Annotated in this window: 19 protein-coding genes; 10 read left to right on the top strand and 9 right to left on the bottom strand. The window is 61.1% G+C overall.

The window, feature by feature from the left end; translation table 11 throughout:
• Nucleotides 1-207 precede the first annotated feature (207 nt).
• The 3 genes from dnaX to recR are packed head-to-tail and all read left to right on the top strand — an operon-like array spanning nucleotide 208 to nucleotide 3,167.
• On the top strand, nucleotides 208-2,220 hold the full coding sequence (dnaX, locus tag B7O88_RS13840; protein WP_088276662.1) for a DNA polymerase III subunit gamma/tau: 2,013 nt from the start codon (nucleotides 208-210) through the stop codon (nucleotides 2,218-2,220).
• Nucleotides 2,221-2,237: 17 nt separating this feature from the next.
• Nucleotides 2,238-2,564 carry a YbaB/EbfC family nucleoid-associated protein gene (locus B7O88_RS13835; RefSeq protein ID WP_088276660.1) on the top strand — a complete coding sequence of 109 codons (327 nt, stop codon included), beginning with the start codon at nucleotides 2,238-2,240 and terminating at the stop codon, nucleotides 2,562-2,564.
• A gap of 3 nt (nucleotides 2,565-2,567) precedes the next feature.
• Nucleotides 2,568-3,167, top strand: a complete 600-nt coding sequence (gene recR, locus B7O88_RS13830; protein ID WP_088276658.1) for a recombination mediator RecR — start codon at nucleotides 2,568-2,570, stop codon at nucleotides 3,165-3,167.
• 15 nt (nucleotides 3,168-3,182) lie between these two features.
• On the opposite strand, the gene B7O88_RS13825 is transcribed toward recR, so the two are convergent.
• From B7O88_RS13825 to B7O88_RS13815, 3 genes are all read right to left on the bottom strand, one after another.
• Entirely contained in the window at nucleotides 3,183-4,046 is an 864-nt protein-coding gene (locus tag B7O88_RS13825; protein ID WP_088276656.1) for a pirin family protein, read from the bottom strand.
• Between the two features lie 88 nt (nucleotides 4,047-4,134).
• Complete coding sequence (locus B7O88_RS13820; RefSeq protein ID WP_088276654.1) at nucleotides 4,135-4,440, bottom strand: hypothetical protein; 306 nt, start codon at nucleotides 4,438-4,440, stop codon at nucleotides 4,135-4,137.
• Nucleotides 4,441-4,656: 216 nt separating this feature from the next.
• Nucleotides 4,657-4,896 (bottom strand): YheU family protein, encoded by a 240-nt coding sequence (locus tag B7O88_RS13815; RefSeq protein ID WP_088276652.1) that lies wholly within the window; start codon nucleotides 4,894-4,896, stop codon nucleotides 4,657-4,659.
• 70 nt (nucleotides 4,897-4,966) lie between these two features.
• Here B7O88_RS13815 and B7O88_RS13810 point away from each other — a divergent pair, with 70 nt between their 5' ends.
• On the top strand, nucleotides 4,967-5,725 hold the full coding sequence (locus B7O88_RS13810; protein ID WP_088276650.1) for a sulfite exporter TauE/SafE family protein: 759 nt from the start codon (nucleotides 4,967-4,969) through the stop codon (nucleotides 5,723-5,725).
• Here B7O88_RS13810 and B7O88_RS13805 read toward each other — a convergent pair.
• The 3 genes from B7O88_RS13805 to B7O88_RS13795 form a co-directional block, all read right to left on the bottom strand.
• Nucleotides 5,703-8,408, bottom strand: coding sequence for a hybrid sensor histidine kinase/response regulator (locus B7O88_RS13805; RefSeq protein WP_235005802.1), 2,706 nt, complete (start codon nucleotides 8,406-8,408; stop codon nucleotides 5,703-5,705). The two genes, B7O88_RS13810 and B7O88_RS13805, sit on opposite strands and share 23 nt — an antisense overlap.
• 125 nt (nucleotides 8,409-8,533) lie before the next feature.
• Nucleotides 8,534-10,540: a bifunctional tRNA (5-methylaminomethyl-2-thiouridine)(34)-methyltransferase MnmC2/FAD-dependent 5-carboxymethylaminomethyl-2-thiouridine(34) oxidoreductase MnmC1 gene (gene mnmC / locus B7O88_RS13800; RefSeq protein WP_268807003.1), complete on the bottom strand. Its 2,007-nt coding sequence runs from the start codon at nucleotides 10,538-10,540 to the stop codon at nucleotides 8,534-8,536.
• A gap of 354 nt (nucleotides 10,541-10,894) precedes the next feature.
• Nucleotides 10,895-11,245 carry a 4a-hydroxytetrahydrobiopterin dehydratase gene (locus B7O88_RS13795; protein ID WP_088276832.1) on the bottom strand — a complete coding sequence of 117 codons (351 nt, stop codon included), beginning with the start codon at nucleotides 11,243-11,245 and terminating at the stop codon, nucleotides 10,895-10,897.
• A gap of 113 nt (nucleotides 11,246-11,358) precedes the next feature.
• Here B7O88_RS13795 and B7O88_RS13790 point away from each other — a divergent pair, with 113 nt between their 5' ends.
• From B7O88_RS13790 to B7O88_RS13770, 5 genes are all read left to right on the top strand, one after another.
• Entirely contained in the window at nucleotides 11,359-12,306 is a 948-nt protein-coding gene (locus tag B7O88_RS13790) for an HPP family protein (protein ID WP_160003194.1), read from the top strand.
• 102 nt (nucleotides 12,307-12,408) lie between these two features.
• Nucleotides 12,409-13,389, top strand: coding sequence for a DMT family transporter (locus B7O88_RS13785; protein ID WP_088276642.1), 981 nt, complete (start codon nucleotides 12,409-12,411; stop codon nucleotides 13,387-13,389).
• A 277-nt stretch (nucleotides 13,390-13,666) separates the two neighbouring features.
• Nucleotides 13,667-13,984, top strand: a complete 318-nt coding sequence (locus tag B7O88_RS13780) for a BolA family protein (RefSeq protein ID WP_410172334.1) — start codon at nucleotides 13,667-13,669, stop codon at nucleotides 13,982-13,984.
• A gap of 104 nt (nucleotides 13,985-14,088) precedes the next feature.
• Entirely contained in the window at nucleotides 14,089-15,039 is a 951-nt protein-coding gene (trhO, locus tag B7O88_RS13775; protein WP_088276638.1) for an oxygen-dependent tRNA uridine(34) hydroxylase TrhO, read from the top strand.
• Nucleotides 15,040-15,056: 17 nt separating this feature from the next.
• Nucleotides 15,057-15,680 carry a DsbA family protein gene (locus B7O88_RS13770; protein ID WP_088276636.1) on the top strand — a complete coding sequence of 208 codons (624 nt, stop codon included), beginning with the start codon at nucleotides 15,057-15,059 and terminating at the stop codon, nucleotides 15,678-15,680.
• A 6-nt stretch (nucleotides 15,681-15,686) separates the two neighbouring features.
• Here the strand turns inward: B7O88_RS13770 and B7O88_RS13765 are convergent, their stop codons facing one another.
• The 3 genes from B7O88_RS13765 to B7O88_RS13755 are packed head-to-tail and all read right to left on the bottom strand — an operon-like array spanning nucleotide 15,687 to nucleotide 20,593.
• Nucleotides 15,687-17,054 (bottom strand): HlyD family type I secretion periplasmic adaptor subunit, encoded by a 1,368-nt coding sequence (locus B7O88_RS13765; protein ID WP_088276634.1) that lies wholly within the window; start codon nucleotides 17,052-17,054, stop codon nucleotides 15,687-15,689.
• Complete coding sequence (locus B7O88_RS13760; RefSeq protein WP_088276830.1) at nucleotides 17,038-19,212, bottom strand: type I secretion system permease/ATPase; 2,175 nt, start codon at nucleotides 19,210-19,212, stop codon at nucleotides 17,038-17,040. The genes B7O88_RS13765 and B7O88_RS13760 overlap by 17 nt, the downstream gene beginning before the upstream one ends.
• Nucleotides 19,213-19,234: 22 nt before the next feature.
• A complete protein-coding gene (locus B7O88_RS13755; RefSeq protein WP_088276632.1) occupies nucleotides 19,235-20,593 on the bottom strand; it encodes a TolC family outer membrane protein in 1,359 nt (452 codons plus the stop codon).
• A gap of 418 nt (nucleotides 20,594-21,011) precedes the next feature.
• On the opposite strand from B7O88_RS13755, the gene B7O88_RS13750 reads away from it, so the two are divergent.
• On the top strand, nucleotides 21,012-21,920 hold a 909-nt coding region (locus B7O88_RS13750), incomplete at its 3' end, for a retention module-containing protein (RefSeq protein ID WP_172409675.1).

The following is a 21,920-nucleotide window of genomic DNA, read 5'->3' as shown; positions in this document are numbered from 1 at the left end:
TAGTTGGCTGGATCCTATGCGTGGGGTAATGAATAAGCTCGCTGCGGCTAGCGAGAAAGCGTGGGCGGCCGGATGCGCCCGGCCGTAATGCCTGATGCGGACTGTCATGGGTAACAATCGCTGGCATTGGCGTCTTGCGCTCGCATTGTAGCCTCTGCTTGGGTACATTACTCGCTTGCTTTAGACCAACGGATACCAACAGAGCCAATGAGTTATCAGGTACTAGCCCGCAAATGGCGTCCCCGCCTGTTCCGCGAGATGGTCGGCCAGACCCATGTGCTGCAGGCCATGATCAATGCGCTTGATAACAACCGGCTGCACCACGCCTATCTGTTTACCGGTACCCGCGGGGTCGGCAAGACCACCATCGCCCGGATTCTGGCCAAGTGTCTTAACTGCGAAAGAGGCATCAGCTCGGAACCCTGTGGTCAGTGCTCGGCCTGCCAGGAGATCGATCAGGGTCGGTTTGTCGATCTGATCGAGGTGGATGCGGCGAGTCGCACCAAGGTCGAGGACACCCGCGAGCTGCTTGAGAATGTGCAGTACGCGCCGTCGCGCGGGCGCTTCAAGGTCTACCTGATCGACGAAGTGCACATGCTCTCCAGCCACAGCTTCAATGCGCTGCTGAAAACACTGGAAGAGCCGCCGGAGCATGTCAAGTTTCTGCTGGCAACGACCGACCCGCAGAAGTTGCCTGTCACCATCCTGTCCCGTTGCCTGCAGTTCGCCCTGAAGAACATGCCACCGGAAAAAGTGGTGGAGCATCTTCGTCACGTGCTGGGTGAGGAACAGATCGGCTTTGACGAGGAGTCGCTCTGGCTGCTCGGGCGTGCGGCTGATGGCTCAATGCGCGATGCGCTCAGTCTGACCGACCAGGCGATCGCCTTTGGCAATGGCCAGCTGCGGGTTGAGCAGGTGCGCAGCATGCTGGGTACCATCGACCATGCTCAGGTATTTGGCGTGCTGGACGCGCTGGTGGCCGGCGATGCCCGTAGCCTGATGGCCGCCGCGGCGCAGCTGGCAGAGCAGGGTGTGGATTTTGCCGGTGTGCTGGCCGAACTGATTTCAACCCTGCAGCGCGTAGCCATGGCGCAGGTGGTGCCCGAGGCAACCGACAACAGCCTGGGTGATCAGCAGCGCGTGCTGGCGTTGGCCGGCAAGGTCAGCGCCGAGGATGTGCAGCTGTTCTACCAGCTCGCCCTGCATGGCCGCCGTGATCTGCCTCTGGCGCCGGAGCCGCGTGGCGGTTTCGAAATGGCGCTGCTGAGGATGCTGGCGTTTCGCCCAGGTACGCTTGCTGATGCCGCCTCCGGCGGTATTACGGTGAAGCCCGGCGCGCCACCGGATCAGTCAGCGCCGCCAGAGCCGGAAAAGTCGACAGGACCCAGTTCAGCCAGCACTGAGTCCGCACACACCAAGGCGCCAACCGCTGAGTCGGTTGCCGCTACTGCTGTTGTCGCTCAGCCTCCTGCTGCACCTGCACCTGCACCTGCACCTGCACCCGTGGTGTCGCCTGAGACAGTTGCTCCGGTGTCGCAGACAGAGCCCGCGCCCGCGCCGGCAGCCCCGTCAGCCGAGGTGCCCGAGCACCCTGCGCCAGAAACACCACGTCCGCTGAACCCAAAGGCGCCGTATCGGCCACCGCAGGACGAGCCGCCAGCAGACTGGCTGGATGGCCCACCGCCTGACGACAGCGGTGTGGATCGTGATGACGAGGACGACCTGGACGCCAGTCAGTACATCGCCGATTGGCAGCCTGAATCGACGGATGAGGCTGCTGTTGACGAACCCGGTGATGAGCTCAGCGATTTGCCACCGGCCAGCGGTTTGGCGGCCGAGTGGTTGGGCCTGTTTGATCAGTTGGGCCTGTCCGGTCTGACCCAGAGTATCGCCGCGCATTGCCAGTTGGTCGCGCGCGACGGGGGGCGCTGGACACTCCATCTGGACCCGGGCCATAGTGCGCTTTACAACGAAAACCACCGCAAGCGTCTTGAGCAGGCAATTGCCTCCGTGGCGCAGGCGGATGTGGCGCTGACCGTTGATGTGTCTGCGCCCACCCAGGAAACGCCAGCGGTTGCCGCCGCCCGCCGCAAGGCGGCGCGTCAGAAGGCGGCCGAGCTGAGCATTCATAACGACCCGATGGTCCAACGACTGTGCGCGGAGTTTTCCGCGGAAATTTGTGCGGATACGATTCGTCCGATTGACGAGCCCGCAAGCTGATACTGGAGGATAGCGTCATGATGAAAGGTGGCATGGCAGGCCTGATGAAGCAGGCCCAGCAAATGCAGGAAAAAATGGCCAAAATGCAGGAAGAGCTGGCCAATATGGAAGTCACCGGTCAGTCCGGTGCCGGTCTGGTCTCGGTTGTCATGACCGGTCGCCACGATGTGCGCCGCGTCAATCTGGATGACAGTCTGATGCAGGAAGACAAGGAAGTGCTGGAAGACCTGATCGCGGCCGCGGTGAACGATGCTGTGCGCAAGCTGGAGCAGGCAAACAAGGACAAAATGTCCGGCTTTACCGCGGGTATGAATCTGCCCGACGGCTTCAAGATGCCGTTCTGATCGATGAGCTTCAGTCCGCTGATTCGTCAGATGGTCGACGCCCTGCGTGGTTTGCCGGGCGTAGGGCCGAAAACTGCCCAGCGCATGGCCTTGCATCTGCTGGAACGTGATCGTGCTGCAGCGGCTCACCTTGCCCATGCCCTGCAGGCGGCGGTTGAGGGTGTGGGATATTGCCAGCGCTGCCGCACCCTGAGCGAGACCGAGATTTGCTCGCTGTGCAGTGACCCCCGCCGGGACGACCGCCTGCTCTGTGTGCTGCAAAGCCCGGCTGATGTCTGGGCGGTAGAGCAGGCTGGCGGATTCAACGGACGCTACTTTGTGCTCAAGGGCCATCTGTCGCCGATTGACGGCATGGGCCCTGAGGAAATCGGCGTGCCGGCGCTGCTCGATTGTATCGAGGGGCGGCCGGTGGACGAGGTCATTCTGGCGACCAACCCGACCGTGGAAGGCGAAGCCACTGCCCATTACATCGCGGAGTTGCTGCGCCCGCGCGGTATTCGGGTATCGCGTATTGCCCACGGCGTGCCGCTCGGCGGCGAGCTGGAGTATATCGACGGCGGCACCCTGGCCCACGCGCTGGCCGGCCGAACCCCGATTCTCTGAGGTCGGCGCCGGCGCCTAGTCGGTCAGTCGTCCGAGCTGGTAGTCACGTATGGCCTGATGGATTTCGGCCTCGCTGTTCATCACGAAGGGGCCGTATTGCACGATCGGCTCTGCCAGCGGACGACCTGCCAGCAGCAACAGCCGGGCCCCGGATGGGCCCGCCTGCAAACTGACCCTGTCGCCTTCACCGAAGCGTCCAAGGCGGCCCTTTTCCAGCACGGCGGTGCGCTGCTCGCCTTGCACCGTGACACTTCCTTCATAGACGTAGCCAAGCAGCCGGTGAGTAGTCGGAATCGGCAAGCTGACATGCTCGTTCGCGTTCAATTGCACATCGATGTACAAGGGGTCGGTCTTACCGCCGCTGATCGGGGCTGTCACGGATTGACCGTTGTGCTCTATACGGCCGGCGATCAGCTTGAGTTGTCCGCCACCAGCGAGTGCCTGCTCTGGCAGCGCCGAGGCTGGCAGGTCGCGATAGTGCGCCGGTTGCATCTTGTCGGCCGCCGGCAGGTTCAGCCAGAGCTGAAAACCCCGCATGGTTCCCCGGTCCTGTTGCGGCATTTCCGAGTGAATGATGCCTCGGCCCGCGGTCATCCATTGCACGTCCCCTGGGCCGAGTAGCCCGCGGTTGCCGAGGTGGTCCTCGTGCAGCATGCGGCCTTCAAGCATATAGGTGACGGTTTCAAAGCCGCGATGGGGGTGGGAAGGGAAGCCGCCGATGTAGTCGTCTGCGCTGTCCGAGTTGAATTCGTCGAGCATCAGGAAGGGGTCGAAACGCGCAGCATCGCGGCCGCCGAATACGCGGGTCAGGCGCACGCCGTCGCCGTCCGAGGCGGGTTGTCCGACAATGGCTTCAATCAGATCACGGTGCTGAGTCATGGCGCATCTCCCAAGGATAGGTTTTGCGCCATTGTATGACTGGTAAATTCGATTTGATAACGCAAAAAATACGTTAATCGTATCGAATTTACTGATTGCTTTCGGCGGGCGCCTCGGCAGGTGTGTCGGCTGGGGCGCGGCCTTCCAGCTCGTCAATGATGCGCTGGTAGCCCTGGCAGGAGTCGTAGCGGCCGTTGGCCGGATCCTGCTCTTGCAGCGCCTTGAGGCGTGCATTGAGCTCTTCGGCCATGCCCGGCTGGTCCTTGGTGCGATCGTAGATCATCTGCGCCAGAAGCTCGCCTTTGGCAATCGCCTCTTCCGGGGTACATGCCTGAGCAGTGAGGCTGCCCAGACCAAGCAGGCCGCTGAGGCCCAGTACAACTAACTGTTTCATCTCTACCTCGCATGCCTGCATGGGGAAGCCCCTATGGTAGCCGCTCACTGGCCGGTCTCCAAGCGCTCGCGCATGCATCCGGGCATCGTCATCAGCTCGCCGCTTGGACCTGAAGGCCGCGAAATAGCTCGCTCGACGTGGTTTTTCCGGTGCTTTCCGGCGGTTGCTATGCGCTGATATGTCACACGCCGCTCAGCGCAGACTGTTTTGCTGCGGTTACTCGAGAAACGCCTCCAGCAGTTCGGGCGGCACGCTGTGGCGGTGGGCCAGGCTGGTATCACCGGTATCGGGGTGGAATACGATGACCACCTCCTTGCGTTCCAGCAGGCGTCTTACCTGGGCAACCCGCACCTCAAGGCTGCTGTCGTCGCCATTGTCGGTTCCATCGCGGGTGACAAAGTCTTCCAGCAGTGCATCAAGGGTTTCTGGTTCCAACAACTGATAGGGAATCAACATGCGCCGGTTTCTCTGCTGACGGTGGGGGCAATGTTACACTCGCGCCCTTTAAGAGGGTATTGACCGGACGATGATCGACGACCCGCTGTTCTATTTTTGTGCCGTGCCCGCGGTGCTGCTGTATGGCATCGCCAAGGGCGGTTTTGGCGGAAATATTGCCATTCTCTCCGTGCCCTTGATGGCCATGGTGGTGTCGCCACAGAAGGCGGCAGCGATCCTGCTGCCGATTCTCTGCGCAATGGATCTGGTTGCCATTCGTACGTTCCGCGGGCGCTGGGACAAGACCAACCTGCGTATCATTCTGCCTGCTGCAATGGTCGGCGTTGCGCTCGGTGCGCTCTCGTTTCGGGTGCTCAACGAGCAGCATATCCGCCTGCTCATTGGCACCATCGCCGTCCTTTTTGTGCTAAACGCCTGGTTGCGCCGTGATCAGACGCTGGCGCGTCCTGCCAGTGTCTGGCGGGGGCGGTTCTGGGGGCTTGTTTCCGGTTTTACCAGCTTCGGCATCCATGCCGGCGGGCCGCCGATCAATGTGTACATGCTGCCTCAGCGGCTGGAGAAAACGGTGCTGATGGGCACGCTGGCCGTGTTCTTTACCCTGGTCAACTGGGTAAAGGTCCCTGCCTATGTTTATCTCGGGCAATTTTCCACTGAGAACCTTCTGACGTCGCTGGCGCTGATGCCGTTGGCTCCGATCGGCGTCAAACTCGGGTTCTGGATGCTGCAACGCAGCAATGAGCAACTGATTTATCGGTTGTGTTACCTGTTTCTGCTGTTAACCGGTGGCAAGCTGCTGGTCGAAGGCGTCATGGGATTGCTCGGCTCCTGATCAGTCGCTGCAGACTGGCATACAGCTGTTCGCTGTCGACGGGTTTGGGCAGGTAGTCGTCCATGCCGGCGGTCATGCCCTCCAGGCGATGAGTGTCGAGTACATGGGCGGTCAGAGCGACAATCGGCGTGCGTGGCAGATGCTCCCGCTGCTCATGGGCGCGTATCCGCCGGGTTGCCTCAAATCCGTCCATCTGGGGCATTTCGCAGTCCATCAGGATGAGATCGTAGCGTTCCGGGTCCTCCCGGTAGAGGCGCAGGGCATCTGCGCCATTTTCGGTCAGTTCCAGGCTGTAACCCGCTTTCTCCAGCAGCGTCTTTACCACCAGTTGATTGACCTGGTTGTCTTCGGCAATCAGCAGATGCCCGCGTCCACGCCACTGCTCGCTGACCGGGCGCTCGGTCAGTTGATCCAGCGGCGGGTTGCTATTGAGCAGCAGCGCCAGCGCCTTCTGCAATTGCCCCGGAAGTAGCGGCAGGCTCTGCTCCAGCACCTGGCCGTGCCAGGCTAGCTGACGATGATCGTCGGCTGCCCGCAGCAGCAGGATCGGAGTGCTCTCCTGTTCGTAGTGATGTAGCAGTTGCTGGAGGCGGTCGGTCGGTATGTCCTGGGCGTCGAGCAGCACCAGTGCAGCCTGTTGGCCGCAAGCCTCACCGTCGGGGGGCTCGACCTGGTAGCCCAGTCGTGCGAGCTGGGTCTGATAATGCGGGCGGGCTGCCACATGACGGGTCACAATGGCGGCGATACCTGCGGGTGGCTTGTCCGGAGCTGCGCCAGCGCTCTGCATCGGCAGTGAAAGCGACATGCAGGTTCCCTGATCCTTGTCACTCTCCAGCGTGATGGTGCCCCCCATCAAGCGCACCAGCTCCTGGCTGATTGCCAGACCGAGGCCGGTTCCGCCATAGCGCCTTGTGGTACTGCTGTCGGCTTGGGTGAAGGAGTCGAACAGGCCTGCCTGCGCGTCACGTGCTATGCCGATGCCGGTATCCCTGATATCGAAGCGGATATCCCACTGCCCGTTCCCTCGATCGCTCGGCACGCCGCTGACTTCGACGCTGACATGCCCCTTGCTGGTGAACTTGAATGCATTGCTGAGCAGGTTCATCAATACCTGCTTGAGTCGGGTAGGGTCGCCAATCAACTGCTCGGGCAGTGCCGGTGATACGCTGCAATACAGCCCAATGTGTTTCTCCAGTGTCTGTGCGGTGAACAGGCCTGCCGTTTCCGACACCAGGGCTTCCGGGTCGAAGGCGAGGGTTTCCAGCTTGACCTGCCCGGATTCCAGGCGCGCGAATTCGAGGATGTCGTTGATGACCGTCAGCAGCGTTTGGCCGGACTTGCTGATAGTGTCCAGATAGAATCGCTGCTGATTATCCAGGCGGGTTTCCAACAATAGCTGCAGCATGCCGAGAACCCCATTCATCGGGGTGCGGATTTCGTGACTCATGCGTGCCAGAAAGCGGCTCTGCGCCAGGGTTTCCAGACGTGCTTGCCTGGTTTCCTCGTCTGCCCGGTAGCGTGCCTCTTTGAGGGCGTTGATGCGGTCGGCCAGTCCCAGCGAGAGAATGATCATTTCCGCGCACATGCCGAACTTCACCCAGTGTGTTCCGTAGCCGGCGCCGAGCAGCTCGACACCCAGCGAGCCCGCGGTCGAGAGGATCAGCGAGCAGAGCAGAAAGCCCCAGGCCAAGGTGTAGTGGGCGCCGTAACGGAAACCCTTGCGCCAGACATAAATACCGGTGCCAAGCAGAATCATCGAACTGACCAATACAAACAGGCTGGCCATGTTGTTGTAGAGGGCGGTGCTGAATACAGGGATCACCACCATCGCGGCCAGCACGATCAGAATTTTTACGCGCAGTATCCGATCCAAACGCGGGAATTGCTCGCGGGTGTGCAGATAGTGCCGACTGAACTGGGTCGACACGGCGCAATGAATGAACATCAGCGTATAGATGGCCAGGGTCTGCACCGTAATGCTGGCGTCAATCCATTTCCACAGCAGGCCATCAAAGGTGGCCATGAACAGCAAGATGCTCAGGATATGGGCCAGATACCAGGCATAGGTTGCCTCGCGCAGCGACAGCTGCAGGAAGAGATTATAGGCAAAGAGCCCCAGCAGAATGCCGTAGAACAGTCCTGCACCCAGCATGCTGGTCTCCAGCTGCGCGCTGCTGGCTGGCCAACTGGAGAAGTAGAGCGGGACGAACACGGTACTGGTGGTGTCAACGCGCAGGTAGAAGCGGGTTTCTCCCGGCGCCAGTGTTACCGGAAACCAGTGGTTGCTGACGGCAACTGCGCGCGCACTGGGCGGCAGGTGGTCACCACCCTGCTGTATCAGTGGGGCCGCCCCGGGGCGCAGTTGGTACAGTGTCAGGTTGTCCAGTAGTGGATACTCGATTTCCACTACCCCTTCGATGGGGGTAGTCAGAGTGTTGCGCAGGGCAAAATGAACCCACCAGACTGATGAGTCCTTGCCCTCATTGATATGCTGACCGCTGATCGGCCGCCAGGGCTGAACGCTGCCGCCTTGCAGTTGCTCGATGGTCAGGCTGCCTTGCGGGTCTTCAAGGAGCAGCAAATGCTGTCCGAGCGACAGGCGAGCATGCAGGTTGCTGATATCGACGCTTTCAGCCAGTTGGTGACTAACCTGAGCGAACGCCGAGCAGGACGAGAAGGCCATGCCCAGCGCAACCCAGCACAGTATAAGAACGCGGCACAAACGCATACAGAGTGCACTCGGCTAGACCACCAGCGTGTGATCTTTTGTTATTTGTTTTGATCTATCCGAATGCTAGCACAGGGTCATTATCGCCGCTGGCCCTGCGTCGATATCTTGTTGCTGGAGGCGTTGCCCCTGACCAACTGACGCAGCAGAAAACGGGAGGGGTGCACGGCTTCAGCAAGGTCCCGCGGCAGCGGCAGTGGCTCGTCACCAAGCCAGGCTGCCAGCAACTCACCACTGAGTGGGGCGCTGATCAGGCCGCGTGATCCGTGTGCGGTGTTGACGTACAGCCCGGGCTGCCAGGGCGCGGGGGCAGTTGGTTGCTGCGAAGCGTCCTTGCCCAGAACCGCGTACTGGTCAAGGAATGCGTCGGGGGTCAGCACTGGCCCCAGCAGCGGCAGGTAGTCCGGGGCAGTGCAGCGCAAGCCGACACGTGCGCCCTGCGGCGCTGTCACGCTGAAGTGCCGGTGTAGTTCAGGCGACAGGCTCTGCAGTAGCTCCAGGTTATGGCGGTTTTCCTCTTCGCTGGGCGTCAGATCGAGGCGGTCAAAGCGAAAGCTTGCCCCAAGGTGATGCTCGTCTTGCCTTGCCGGCGATACATAGCCATCAGCGCAGAGAACCGTCTTCAGTCTGCTACTGTGTGCGTCGGCCGGCAGATGGGTGATCTGGCCGCGGATCGGTTTCAGCGACAGATGGCGGGTCTGGGCGAAGCGGGCGGTCTCGTGGGCGCCGCAGATGATCACGGTGCCGCTGGCAGCGAGGCAATCGCCCTGTTCGTTCAGTAACTGCCACTGGCTGCCGTCGTGGCGCAGATCGGCGACGGCAGTGGTGGTTCTGACCTCGATATTGGGGTGCTCAAGCAACTGCCGGCACAGGGTGGGCGGACTGACCCAGCCGCCTGCGGGGAAGAACAGGCCGGGACTGCTGATCTCCACGCCGGCCAGTGCGCTGGCCTGGCGGGCATCGACTGCCTGCAGGAAACTGGCGGGATAGCCCTGGCTTGCCAAACCCTGCTGGCGGCGCTGTTCCTTGTCGTCCGTGCCCAGCTGCAGGACGCCGCAGGCATGCCAGCGCCCTTCGCCCTGTTTCAGTTCGCGCTGCAGCAAGCGCAGGCTGTACTGATAGGCGCTTTGAATAAACCGCGACAGCGGCGGATGGTGGGGCGATAGCTTGCAGTAGAGAATGCCCTGCGGATTGCCGGAGGCGGCACCCGCGACGTCGGGCAAACGCTCGATAACCTGCACCTGCCAACCGCGGCGAGCGAGGGCGTGGGCGGTGCTGCAGCCAGCCAGACCAGCGCCGATGATGATCGCCGAGCGTTTGCATGTCTTTTCCGGTCGAGCATACCAGGGGGCTCGCCAGGGTTGCGCTGGCGGCTGCTGCAACTGACCGCAGAGCATCTCGCGTTTGCGACCAAAACCCTTGACCTTGCGCATGTCGAAGCCGGCAGCGATCAGCCCCCGGCGCACATCACCGACGCTGGTAAAGGTCGCGACCGTGGCGCCCGGCCGTGACAGCTCCGCCATGCGTTGATACAGCGCCGGCTGCCACATATCCGGATTGCGTGCCGGGGCAAACCCGTCGAGAAACCAGGCGTCAACGGGAGCGTCCAACTCCGGCAGGGTATCGAACAGATCGCCAATCAGCAGGGTCAGGGTGACGCGTCCACCGGCAAAGGAAAAGTGCTGCCAGCCGGGCGTCAGATCCTGATATTGATCCAGCAATTCGGCACTCAGGTCTGCCAGCTCTGACCAGATGGCCAGGGCGCGTTGCAGGTCCGTGCGCGCGAGCGGGTATTTTTCCGTGCTGACGAAGTGCAGACAGGTATCGTCGGGCGCGCTGGCCTGCCACAGCTGCCAGGCGGCGAGAAAGTTAAGTCCGGTGCCGAACCCGGTTTCCGCGATGCAGAAATGCTCGCCAGCGGCCATCGCATGCCAGCGCTCTGCCAGCCGGTTGTGGGTCAAAAAGACGTGCCGGGTTTCTTCCAGGCCGCTGTCGCGGGAAAAATAGACATCATCAAAGCGACTGGAGAAGGGCTGGTCGCCTTCCATCCAGACCAGGTCGGCAGACTCGACAGTAGGTGCGCTCACGCGGGCTCCGGGGATACAGGGTTCCCGGTTATTGTACCGTGCTGACCGCCGTTACCCCATATTGGGCAGAATCAGCAGCAGCCAGGTAGCCAGGACAACCAGCGCAACGGTGGACCATTTGGGTTTGAGCAGCGATTTCATGGCATATGCCTTCTTGTTTTTATTAGCATGAATACCTTGTGGGTATCAGGCGGCGCATGGTCTGGTTGGACGGGAGGCCGCAAAACGGATCGCGGTAGCGATAAATAGTGCCTGTTTTTTTTATAGCACGCGATGCCCGGGTGTTCCGGCCCGGCGTGGAATTGTGTTAGACAAAATGGCTACAAGCGCACGCGGTGATGTCGCCAATCGCCCTCAGCGGGACTCACCGCTCTGGAATAGCCGCTCGGTGCGCGCTGCCATGATCAGGTCATTCATGTGCACCCCGCCCAGCGAGTGACTCCACCAACTGGTGGTGACCCGCCCCCACTCGAGCAGCAGGGCCGGGTGATGATCCTGTTCCTCTGCCAAAGCGCCGACCCGGTTGGCGAACGCCAGGGCACTGGCGAAGTCGGCAAAGGGGTAGACTCGCTCAATGCGGTGAATGCCCTCGACACAGTTCAGCTCCCAGTCGGGGAGGGCGGCGAGCAGGGCCAGAATCTGCTCCTGCACCAGTGCGCTGGCGTTATCCGCCGATGCCAATTCTCGTTCGGCCAGGTCGTGCATGTTTGTGCTCCAGCAGAGGGTTTCTCAGGCAGCTTAGCAGTTCGCGGTTGGGCGGAACGCGCTATCATCTTGCGCATGGTGACAAAATTGGGGGATTCGGACAGGTGATTCGTGTGCGGTGGTTGCGCCGGTGGCTCAGATTCCTCGGTTGGCGCCCGGACAGTACCACCCATCAGGAAAAGCTGATCTCGGCGCTGGGCACCACCTTGGCGCTGATTCTGCTGTACTGGATTACCCATCTGGTGATGAGCGCAGAGAGTGCGCTGTGGGTGACTGGCTCGATGGGCGCCAGTGCGGTGCTGGTGTTCGCTATGCCCCACGGCACCCTGTCGCAACCCTGGTCGGTCATTGGCGGCCATGTGCTGTCTGCGCTGTTCGGGGTGGCCTGTGTGCAGTGGTTGCCTTCCGGGTTCTGGCTCGCGGCCCTGGCTGTGGGGGGTAGCGTCATCATCATGATGTATGCCCGCTGCCTGCATCCGCCGGGCAGCGCAACCGCCATGATTGTGGTGCTGGGCGGGCCGCAGATTGTCGATGCGGGCTTCAGTTTCGTGCTCTATCCGATCTTGCTTGATGTACTGGTTATTGTGCTGTTTGCCGTGCTGTTCAACAGTCTGTTCACCAGTCGGCGCTACCCGTTGCCGTTGACGCGGCATGCCATAGGCCGGGCGCCGGGTATCGCGCCGGAAGATTTCGAGCATGCGCTCAAGCAAATGAACGCCTACATGGATATCGACTTCAACGATCTGCTGCGACTTGTCGAGCTGGCCAACGCCAACGCGCAGAGCAAGGGTGTGACTGCGGCCGACCTGGAGCCGGGTGGCTTCTACAGCAACGGCTTGCCGGGTCGGAACTGGTCGGTACGCGAGGTGCTGCAGGTGGTCAGCCGGCCGGGGCGCGCCGGCCGCGTGCGTTACCGCATCATCAAGGGTGCAGGCGAGGGTGGCAATGGCATCTGCCGGGTCAGCGAGTTTGTCCGCTGGGCGCGCTACAGGGTGGCGCCGGACGAGCGCGGGCACCAGTGGCACCGGGTCACCGACGCCCAGCCTGCAGCCGAGGTCTGACCGGTACAGTTACGGGTACAAGCCAGCTGAAACTGTCTCTGTTGCGATGCGAGGCGGCTTTCTAGAATAGCGTTCCCTCCCTTTGCTTTCCGAGTTTGCAGCATGCATGTTTCATCCGGCCGTTGGCTGTACGGATTCCTGTTGGCGTTAACCACCACTCTGCTCTGGGGTGTGCTGCCGATCATGCTCAAGGAAGTGCTCAAGGTCATGGACCCCTATACCGTGACCTGGTATCGCCTGTTGAGTGCCGGTCTGGTGCTTCTGATCTGGCTGGCCGCCAAACGCAAACTGCCCTCGATTCGTGCGCTGTCGACGCGCAATCGGGGGTTGCTGGTTATCGCCATGCTGGGTCTGGCGTTCAACTACGTGCTCTATCTGATGGCGCTCAACCGGCTGTCGGCCGGCACCATGCAACTGATAATCCAGACCGCTCCGGTGATGTTGATGCTGGGCAGCATGCTGGTTTTTCGCGAGCGTTTCGGGGTCGGCCAGGTACTCGGGCTGGTCGTCCTGTTGCCGGGATTTGCGCTGTTCTTCAATCAGCGACTGGTTGAGTTAATGACGCAGATGAGCAGCTACACCCTGGGTATCCTGATCGCCATTGCCTCGGCTTTCAGTTGGGCGCTTTACGGCCTGGCCCAGAAGCAGCTGCTGACGGTCTGGTCGTCGGTATCGGTGATGATGGTCATCTACCTCTCGTGCGCTGCGCTGATCACGCCGCTTGCTACACCAACCCAGGTGCTCAGCCTCACTCCTCTGCAAGGCTGGCTGCTGCTGGGCTGCTGTCTCAATACGCTGGTCGCCTACGGTGCCTTTGCCGAGGCGCTGGCGCATTGGGAGGCCTCTCGGGTGAGCGCGACTGTGACCACTACGCCGCTGTTTACCTTCTCGCTGGTAGCCCTTGGGGCCATGCTCTGGCCGGGGGTGATCGAGCCTGAGATTCTCAACAGCCTCGCCTATCTGGGCGCACTGATGGTGGTTGCAGGCTCGGCATTGATTGCGCTGGCACCAAGCCTGATGAACAGTATTCGGCAGCGGCGCCTGCGCCGCCTTGCCGTTACACCACCGCCAGCCGGGTCCTGAGGCAATCGTCGGTCGATTGTTGCGTTAGAATGGTTGCCAAGCATCGATGGCGGACACGCTACGCTTAGTCCGCCCTACGCATTATCCCCGCCGTGGCCCGGCATCGTCATCGGCTGCTTTGCCAGGCCCTGCGACATATCGCCTGTAGGGTGGTCAACGCATAGCGTTGGCCACCGGGGCTGAAAATGTGGGAGCACTGCGGATACGCTGCGCTTAGTCCGCCCTGCGAATGCCAAGGCCGCCGCTATTACGAGAAAACCTTTTTCAGGAGATGACTATGGCTGTCGTCCAACAAGCACTTGAACAGGCCCTGCAGGCACTGAACCCTGCGCATCTGGAGTTGATCAACGAAAGCCATATGCACAGCGTGCCGCCCGGCTCGGAGTCGCATTTCAAGGCGGTGGTGGTCAGTGAGCGTTTCAGCGCGCTCAATTCGGTCAAGCGGCACCAGCTGGTATATGCCACCTTGGGCGAGCTGATGCAGCGTATTCATGCGCTGGCCTTGCACACCTACACACCGGCCGAGTGGCAGCAGCGTCAGCAGGCGCCGGCTTCGCCCAACTGTCTCGGTGGCAGCAAGGCAGACCAGCACTGACCCTCCGTCTGCCGGCGGTTTGTCGCCGGCGGTCACTTTGCTAGAATGCGCCCCTTCAAAACGTACGCCCTTTACGCGGGCGCTCACTGAATACCGAGGTAAGCATGTCTGCAATTGTTGTTGTGGCTCTCTACAAGTTCGTCCAGCTGGACGATTACGAAGCTCTTCGCCAACCCCTGCTTGATACCCTTGTCGCCAACGGCGTCAAAGGCACCTTGCTGCTGGCGCGAGAAGGCATCAACGGCACTGTCGCCGGCCCCCGTGACGGTATGGACCGGGTACTGGATTGGCTGCGTTCCGATTCCCGTCTCACAGATCTGGACTACAAGGAGTCCTACTGCGACGAGATGCCGTTCTATCGCACCAAGGTCAAGCTCAAGAAAGAAATCGTCACCCTTGGGGTGCCCGGTATTTCGCCGACCAGCAAGGTCGGCACCTATGTCGAGGCAAAGGACTGGAACGCGCTGATCAGCGATCCCGAGGTACTGCTGATCGACACCCGCAACGACTACGAAGTCTCGATCGGCACGTTCCAGGGTGCGATTGATCCGAAAACCAAGACCTTTCGCGAGTTTCCGGAATATGTGCGCGCGCACTTCGATCCAAAACGTCACAAAAAGGTGGCAATGTTCTGTACCGGGGGCATCCGCTGTGAAAAGGCCTCCAGCTATATGCTGGAGGAGGGTTTTGACGAGGTATTTCACCTCAAGGGCGGTATTCTCAAGTACTTTGAAGATGTGCCGGCCGAAGAGTCGATGTGGGACGGTGAATGCTTCGTGTTCGACAACCGGGTAACCGTGCGCCATGATCTGGCCCCGGGGTCATTCGATCAGTGTCACGCCTGTCGTCACCCGGTGTCCGCCGAGGATATGGCATCGCCGCAGTACGAAGAGGGCATCAGTTGCCCGCATTGCTACGACAGCCTGCCGGAGAAAACCCGGCAACGCGCCGAAGAGCGTCAGCGCCAGATTCAGCTGGCCAAGGCGCGCAACCTTCCGCATCCGATTGGCATGCCCCCGCAACTGGCCTCGCCCAACGCCAAGGCTGATAGCTGACCAACCCGGAGTACGCCATGCAGCAGCGCCTGATCTACGTGATGGACCCGATGTGTTCATGGTGCTGGGGTCTGGCGCCGCTGATTGATGCGATATTCCAGGCCCATCCTGATGTGCCGGTCCACCTGGTGGCCGGCAGTCTGCGGCCGCACCTGCAGGCGCCGCTTGATAACGCCTCCCGCCAGGCGCTGGCTGCCCACTGGCAATCAGTCGCTGCGCTCAGTGGTCAGCCGTTTTCCGACCCGCAGGCATTACCCGAACCCTTGATCTACAACGTGCGTCCCGCCAGTCAGGCACTGATTGTCGCGCGCGCCCTCGACGTTGAGCGGCTGTGGCCCTTTGTTCGCGCCATGCAGCAGGCGTTTTTCGCCGAGTGCATGGATATTACCCGGCCAGCGGTGTTGCTGGAGATTGCCGCTGCCAACGGCTATGACCCGGTCGAATTCGCGGCACGCTTCGATCAGGCCGATACGCAGCAACTGCTCGATGAGGATTGGGGCTGGGCGGCTGATCGGGGGCTGGCCGAGCTGCCGATTCTGTTCGCCGAGCGTGACGGGCAGCTGGCGCTGCTGGGCAATGGCTATCGCTCGCCAAATGAGGTGCTGTCGCTGCTGCAGCGCTGGGTCGGCGCTGCAGCCTGAGCGCAATCAGCGCTCTCGCAGCGCCTCGGCCTGGGCGCGCAGTACCGGCTTGAGCAGATAGCTTAGGATGCTCTTGCGACCGGTAATGATGTCGACACTGGCGACCATCCCGGGGATGATCAGCAACGGGTTCTCCTCGCTGCCCAGGTGGTTCTTGTCGGTACGCAGGCGGATCAGATAGAAGCTGTCGCCATTCTCGTCAGTGACCGTATCGGCGCTGATATGCTCCAGTTCTCCCTTGAGCCCGCCATAGATGGTGTAGTCATAGGCGGTAATCTTGATCATGGCCTCCTGGCCTGGATGCAGGAAGGCAATGTCCTGCGGGCGGATGCGCGCCTCGAACAACAGGGTATCTTCCAGCGGAATAATCTCCACCAGATCACTGCCTGGCTGAATAACGCCGCCAATGGTGTTGACCAGCAACTGCTGAACAATACCGTGGACCGGAGACGTCACCAGGGTACGGCGCACACGGTCCTCCAGGGCCAGGCCCGAGGCGGAGGTTTTCTGCAGCTCAATGCGGGTTTGGTTCAGCTCTTCCAGCGCCTCGCTGCGGAAGCGGTTCTGCGCCTCCTCGGCCTTGCGCTCAGCCTCGCGCAGCGCCGATTCAGCCCTCGGGATGGCCAGTGTCGTACCATCCAGATTGCCCCGGGTCTCGACTTCCGCACGGCGCAGGCGCAGTACCTCCACCTCGGAGATGGCGCCGTCTTTTACCAGTGGCGCAGACATGCTGATTTCGCGCTGCAGCAGCCCCAGGCTGTTGCTGAACTGCCGCTGTTTCGAGCGCAGTTCGTTCAATTCCTGTTCGCGCTGGCGACGTTGTTCGTCAAGAATTGCCAGCTCGTCCGCCAGTCGGCTCTGGCGTGACTGGTACAGGGCGATTTCCGCCTCGGCCAGCTCTGGTGCGTCGGTCAGTACCTCTTCCGGCATGACCAGCTCGCTACCCTCGGCCTCGGCGGTCAGACGCGCGAAGGTAGCCTGTTTGCCCAGCTGCTCGGCGCGGGTCTCCTGCACGTTGGAGGCAAAGCGGGTATCATCCAGACGCAGCAGTGGCGCGCCTTTCTCCACAATCTGTCCTTCACGGACCAGAATCTCGGCAACGATACCGCCTTCCAGGTTCTGTACCCGCTGCAGCTTGCCGGGCGGGATGGCCTTGCCAAGCCCGCGCGTCAGTTCCTCCACCTTGGCAAAGTGCGCCCAAAGCAGCCCGGTCAGCAAAAACGCTACCAGCGCCCAGAGCATCAGGCGAGCTGACCTCGGGGAATCCTCCAGAATGGCGTGGGTCAGATCCGGTAATGGCGTTTCTGCAGCCGCGGCGCTAGCGGGGGCAGGCTTGTTAGCCAATTGCAGGGTAGGCTTAGCTCCGTGCGACATTCACGTGTCCTTTGCGCAAGGCTTCCAGTACCTGTTCCTTGGGGCCATCGGCGACAATCTTGCCGCCGTCAATCACAATCAGCCGGTTCACCAGCGACAGCATTGAAGCCCGGTGGGTCACCAGCAGCAGCGTACGGTTGTGCAAAATGGGTTGCAGCTGTCGCTTGAGGCGTTCCTCGCTGCTGTTGTCCATGGCGCTGGTGGGTTCATCCAGCACCAGTACCGGCGGGTCAAGCAGCAGCGCGCGGGCGACTGCCACGGCCTGTCGCTGGCCGCCGGAAAGGTTCATGCCGCGCTCGCCAACCTGCAGGTTCAGCCCAAGCGGGTGCAGGCGAGCGAACTCGCTGACCCCGGCCATGTCGGCCACTTGCTGCAGGCGCTCGTCGTCTACGTAGCGCGCGCCCAGGGTCAGGTTGTCGCGCAGGGTGCCGTTGAACAACTGAATATCCTGCGGTACGTAACCGATGTTGTGGCGCAGGTCGGCTACCTCCAGTTGCTGGATATCAACGCCATCAACCAGCAGATGTCCGCTGTCGGGCTGATACAGATTCAGCAGCAACTTCTCCAGTGTGCTTTTGCCCGAGCCACTGCGTCCGATGATGCCGATGTGCTCGCCGGGCAGGATGCGCAGGTTCAGGTGGTCGAGCGCGGGGTATTGCTGACCGGGATAGGTAAAACAGACGTCCCGCGCCTCGATGGCCCCATGCAGTTGGCGACGCTGGGTCGGAATGGCTTGAGGCTGGCGCTCCTGCGGCATGCTCATCATTTCGTCAGTAGTGCCGATGGTCAGGCGCGCCTGCTGGTAGCGCGTGAGCAGGCTGGATACCTGCGACAGCGGCGCAAGGGCGCGGCTGTTGAGCAGGTAGCAGGCGATCAAACCGCCCATGCTGATTGCGCCATCGCCGATCAGATATACCCCGCTGACAATCATCGCGATGCCGGCCAGCTGCTGTATGAACAGGGTGCCGTTGACAGCGAGGGTCGAGAGTTTGCGAGCTTTCATCTCCAGGCGTCCGAGCGCGCCCACGGTGGTTTCCCACTGGCGCTGCTTTTCGCTTTCGGCGCAGTTGACCTTCAGCAGGTCGATGCCGCCCAGGGTCTCGATCAGCATGGCCTGGCGTTCACTCGACAGGTGCAGGGTCTGATCGATACAGCGCGACAGCGGCCCCTGAATAAGCCAGCCAAGCAATAACGTCAGAGGAAAGGCCAGCAGCGGAATGGCGACCAGTGGTCCGCCGATTATTCCGATTACCAGCAGGATCAGCAGTGAGAACGGCACATCAATCAGGCTGGTCAGGGTTAGCGAGGTCAGAAAGTCCCGCAGGCTCTGAAATTCGTGAATATTCTGCGCAAAACTGCCAACCCGTGTCGGGCGGGCCTTGAGGTTCATGCCGAGAATCCGCTCAAACAGCGTTGCCGACAGAATCAGGTCGGTCTTTTTGCCCGCAAGATCGAGGAAGTAGCTGCGCAGTGTGCGCAGGATCAAATCAAACAACAGTGCCAGCGATATGCCGATGGCCAGCACCCACAGCGTGGTAGTGGCCTGGTTGGGTACCACCCGATCGTAGACGTTCATGACAAACAGCGGTGTCATCAACGCAATCAGGTTGATCAGAAAGCTGGCCACCATCGCATCGGAATACAGGCGACGTGAAAGCCGCAGGGTATCCTTGAACCAGTGTTTCGTGCGAGGCAGCGGGGAATCGAACTGCACCTCGAAGCGGTGTCTGGGCTGGGCAAAAAAGGCTTTGCCGCTATACAGCTCTGCCAGTGCCGACTTGTCCATCAGCTTGGCGCCGCCGGCCGACTCACTGGTCAGCAGGCGTGCCTTGCCGTCCTGCCAGGACTCAAGCACGACGTTGCGGCCATCCTTGAGAAACAGCAGTGCGGGCAGGGCAATGGCGTCAATCTGGTCCAGCGGACGATTGAGGATGCGGCCTTGCAGATTGGCTCTCGCCGCCGCGCGAGGCAGCAACTCCGGTGTCAGACGCTGGTCGCGCAGAGGCAGGCCAGCGGCCAGCACGCCACGACTGGTCCGCACCTGCAGGCAGGTGCAGAGAATCAGCAGCGCATCAAGCAGTGGATCATCGAAGCGGCTGCGGGGGTCGTCCCCCGCGTTGCTGCTCGCCCCCTGTTCGGGGCCTTGCGGCCCCGTCAGTACATCAGGCGTTGTCAAAACGTTATTGACCTGTCGGCAAATCGGAATTGGAAGAGCCAGAATCGCTCAGAGCCATGGATTCAGCCGGCGGCACTACCGACTGGCTGCGCAGCAGTTCACCGGCAACCGCCAGCAGACGGTACTGTGCCAGATACTCGGAGAACCGGGTTTCGGTCAGCCGGCGTTGCGCTGTGAACAGCTCGTTCTCACTGTCCAGCAGGTCGAGCAGGGTGCGCTCACCAATGTTGAACTGTGAGCTGTAGGCTTCGCGTACCCGAACGGTATGGTCAACGTACTGCTGGGCGATCGGTACCTGTTTGCGTGCGCTGTCCATGGCGTTCCAGGCCAGCCGCAACTCTTCACTCAGTTGACGGTAGGCATTGTTGCGAATCTCGATTGCTTCGTTGATCTGGTGCGCACTGGACGCCATGCGAGCCTTGTCGCGGCCGCCGCTGAACAGGTTGTAGCGCATCCGCACCATGGCCTGCCATTCGTTGTAGTGGCCGTCGGTGCCGTCCAGGTCGTTGTCGAAGTTGCGTGACAGCTCCAGGTCAAAGCGCGGGTAGAAGGGCGATTTGGCTGCTTCGTACTGGCGTTCGGCGGCGGTGCGATCGGCTTCGGCGGTCTTGATGTACGGGTTATTGGGGATACCCTGCAGCGCAGCTTCCACCGACGCGGGCAGCATGCCGGTAATGGGCGCGGGCAGTGTCAGATCGCCCGGCGGCTGGCTTACGATGCTGTAATAGACTGCTTCGGCATCGGCCAGGTTGGCCTGTTCGGTAACCAGGTTGTTGCGGGCCAGGGCCAGACGGGCTTCGGCCTGATCCAGATCGGCATTGCGGCCGACGCCGCGCTCGCTGCGCAGGCGGATCTGATCGTGAACACGTTCGTGGCTGCGCATGTTTTCTTCAGCAAGGCGAACCATCTCGCGGCGCATCAGAACCTGATGGTAGGCGTCGGCAGTGGCCAGGCCGATCTGCTCGGCGGTGCTCAGTACGCGATAGGCGCGGGAGTTGACGGTCGCGACGTTGCGGCCCACTTCGTTGGCAGTGGCAAAGCCGTCGAACAGCATCTGCCCAAGGCGCAGCGCGCCCTCGCCGCGGTTCAGTTTTTCCCAGTGCTCACCCGCAGCGCGAGTGGCCGGGCTGTCGGTGCCTTCCCTTCCGTAGCCGCCGGTCAGGTCAACCGTCGGGTAATATCCTGCCCGTGCTCCCCTGAGGTCTTCTTCCGCTGAAAGTCGGCTGCTGGCAGAGGCGCGCAGTTCCGGGTGGTTGTCGATAGCGGTCTGGATAGCCTCGGGCAGCGACTGCGCCGAAACCGCCAGAGAGACGGACAGGGTCAGAGGCAGTACAAGGAACTGCCACGGGGTTAAGGATTTCATAGATCCTCCTTGATGGTGCGCCGGTAGTGTTTGTGCGGTGGATGACAGGCTCCACGCATGCTCTCAAGTCTAGTCAGGCTTTTCGACGGGAGAGCTGTCTCTGTAATACTGTTTTGATACTAAATTGGAGCAGCTTCCTGCGGCTATATTGCCAAAGCATCTAAAACAGTAAGAGCGTGTTCCCTGAAGGTTTAGTATATTTACACATAGCCATCAAATTGACGAATGAATATTTATGTTATTTCATCGTCAATTGGTTGGCTTTGAATCTCGCGCGTCGTAGGGTGGCTGTCTCGTCAGGAGAAGTCTAGCGGAGCTGGCGTTGAGGGTAGTGAAGGGAAGCCGAGGGTTCCCGGGCGATGTCAGGAATTGACAGCCCCGGGGCTGTTGTCCACATGAAATGAAAGGAGTCATGAAAATGGCTACCAGCGCAAAAGTTACTCAGGTTGTCGGTCAGGTCTTTGCAGTCGCGCCCAGCGGGGAGAAGCGCCTGCTGGTTGAAGGCGACCGTTTGATGGCCGGTGAGCAGGTATTTACCGGCGAGCAGGGCAGTGTATCGCTTGAATTGAGCGATGGTCGCGAGGTCGACCTGGGTCGTGACTCTTCCTTCCGCGTCGCCGACGATGAAGCTGCCGCAGCAACAGACCAGCCCCAAGATCTGGATATTGACGCCATTCAGGCGGCGATCGCAGCCGGTGTTGACCCGACCCAATTGCTTGAAGCGACTGCGGCCGGTCCGGCGGCTGGCGCAGCAGGTGCCGGCGGTCAGGGTGGTGGCCATTCTTTCGTTTTGCTCGATCGTCTTGATCTGCGTGTGACCCCCGACGTTGGCCTGGATACCGCCCCGATCGCGTCCGCTCCCCTTGAAATTCCCAACGAAGAAGACCTGTTTCTGCCGGAGGATGGCGTTCCGGTTATTTCCATAACTCCGGTTGAGCCCGGCGGCGATGTAGACGGTGCTCAGGCGGTAGAAGGCGGCTCTCTCGACTTTCTGGTGTCGCTCTCTGCACCCAGCACGGTGCCGGTTACTTTTACCTGGAGCGTAACCCTGGGCTCTGCTGACGGCGATGACCTGCCCGGCGGCACCCTCTTGACCGGTACGGTTACCATTCCGGCCGGTGAGACCAGTTATCTGCTGTCGATTCCGACCTTCGATGACGCTATTTTCGAAGGCGGCCCCGGTAGTTTTGAAGACCTGGTTGTGTCCATTACCGATGTCGTTGCGGCGGTGCCGGGCGATGTGTCTGCTGTGGGCCTGATCGAAGACAATGATGCCATTCCGGTCGTCAACCTGGACGATGCTGATGGTATCGGTGCACAGATTATC

This window comes from Halopseudomonas aestusnigri, from assembly GCF_002197985.1.
In the GTDB taxonomy this organism is placed as follows: domain Bacteria; phylum Pseudomonadota; class Gammaproteobacteria; order Pseudomonadales; family Pseudomonadaceae; genus Halopseudomonas; species Halopseudomonas aestusnigri.
The sequence above is the reverse complement of the archived record's forward strand: the minus strand, read 5'-3'. Positions and strand labels throughout refer to the sequence as shown.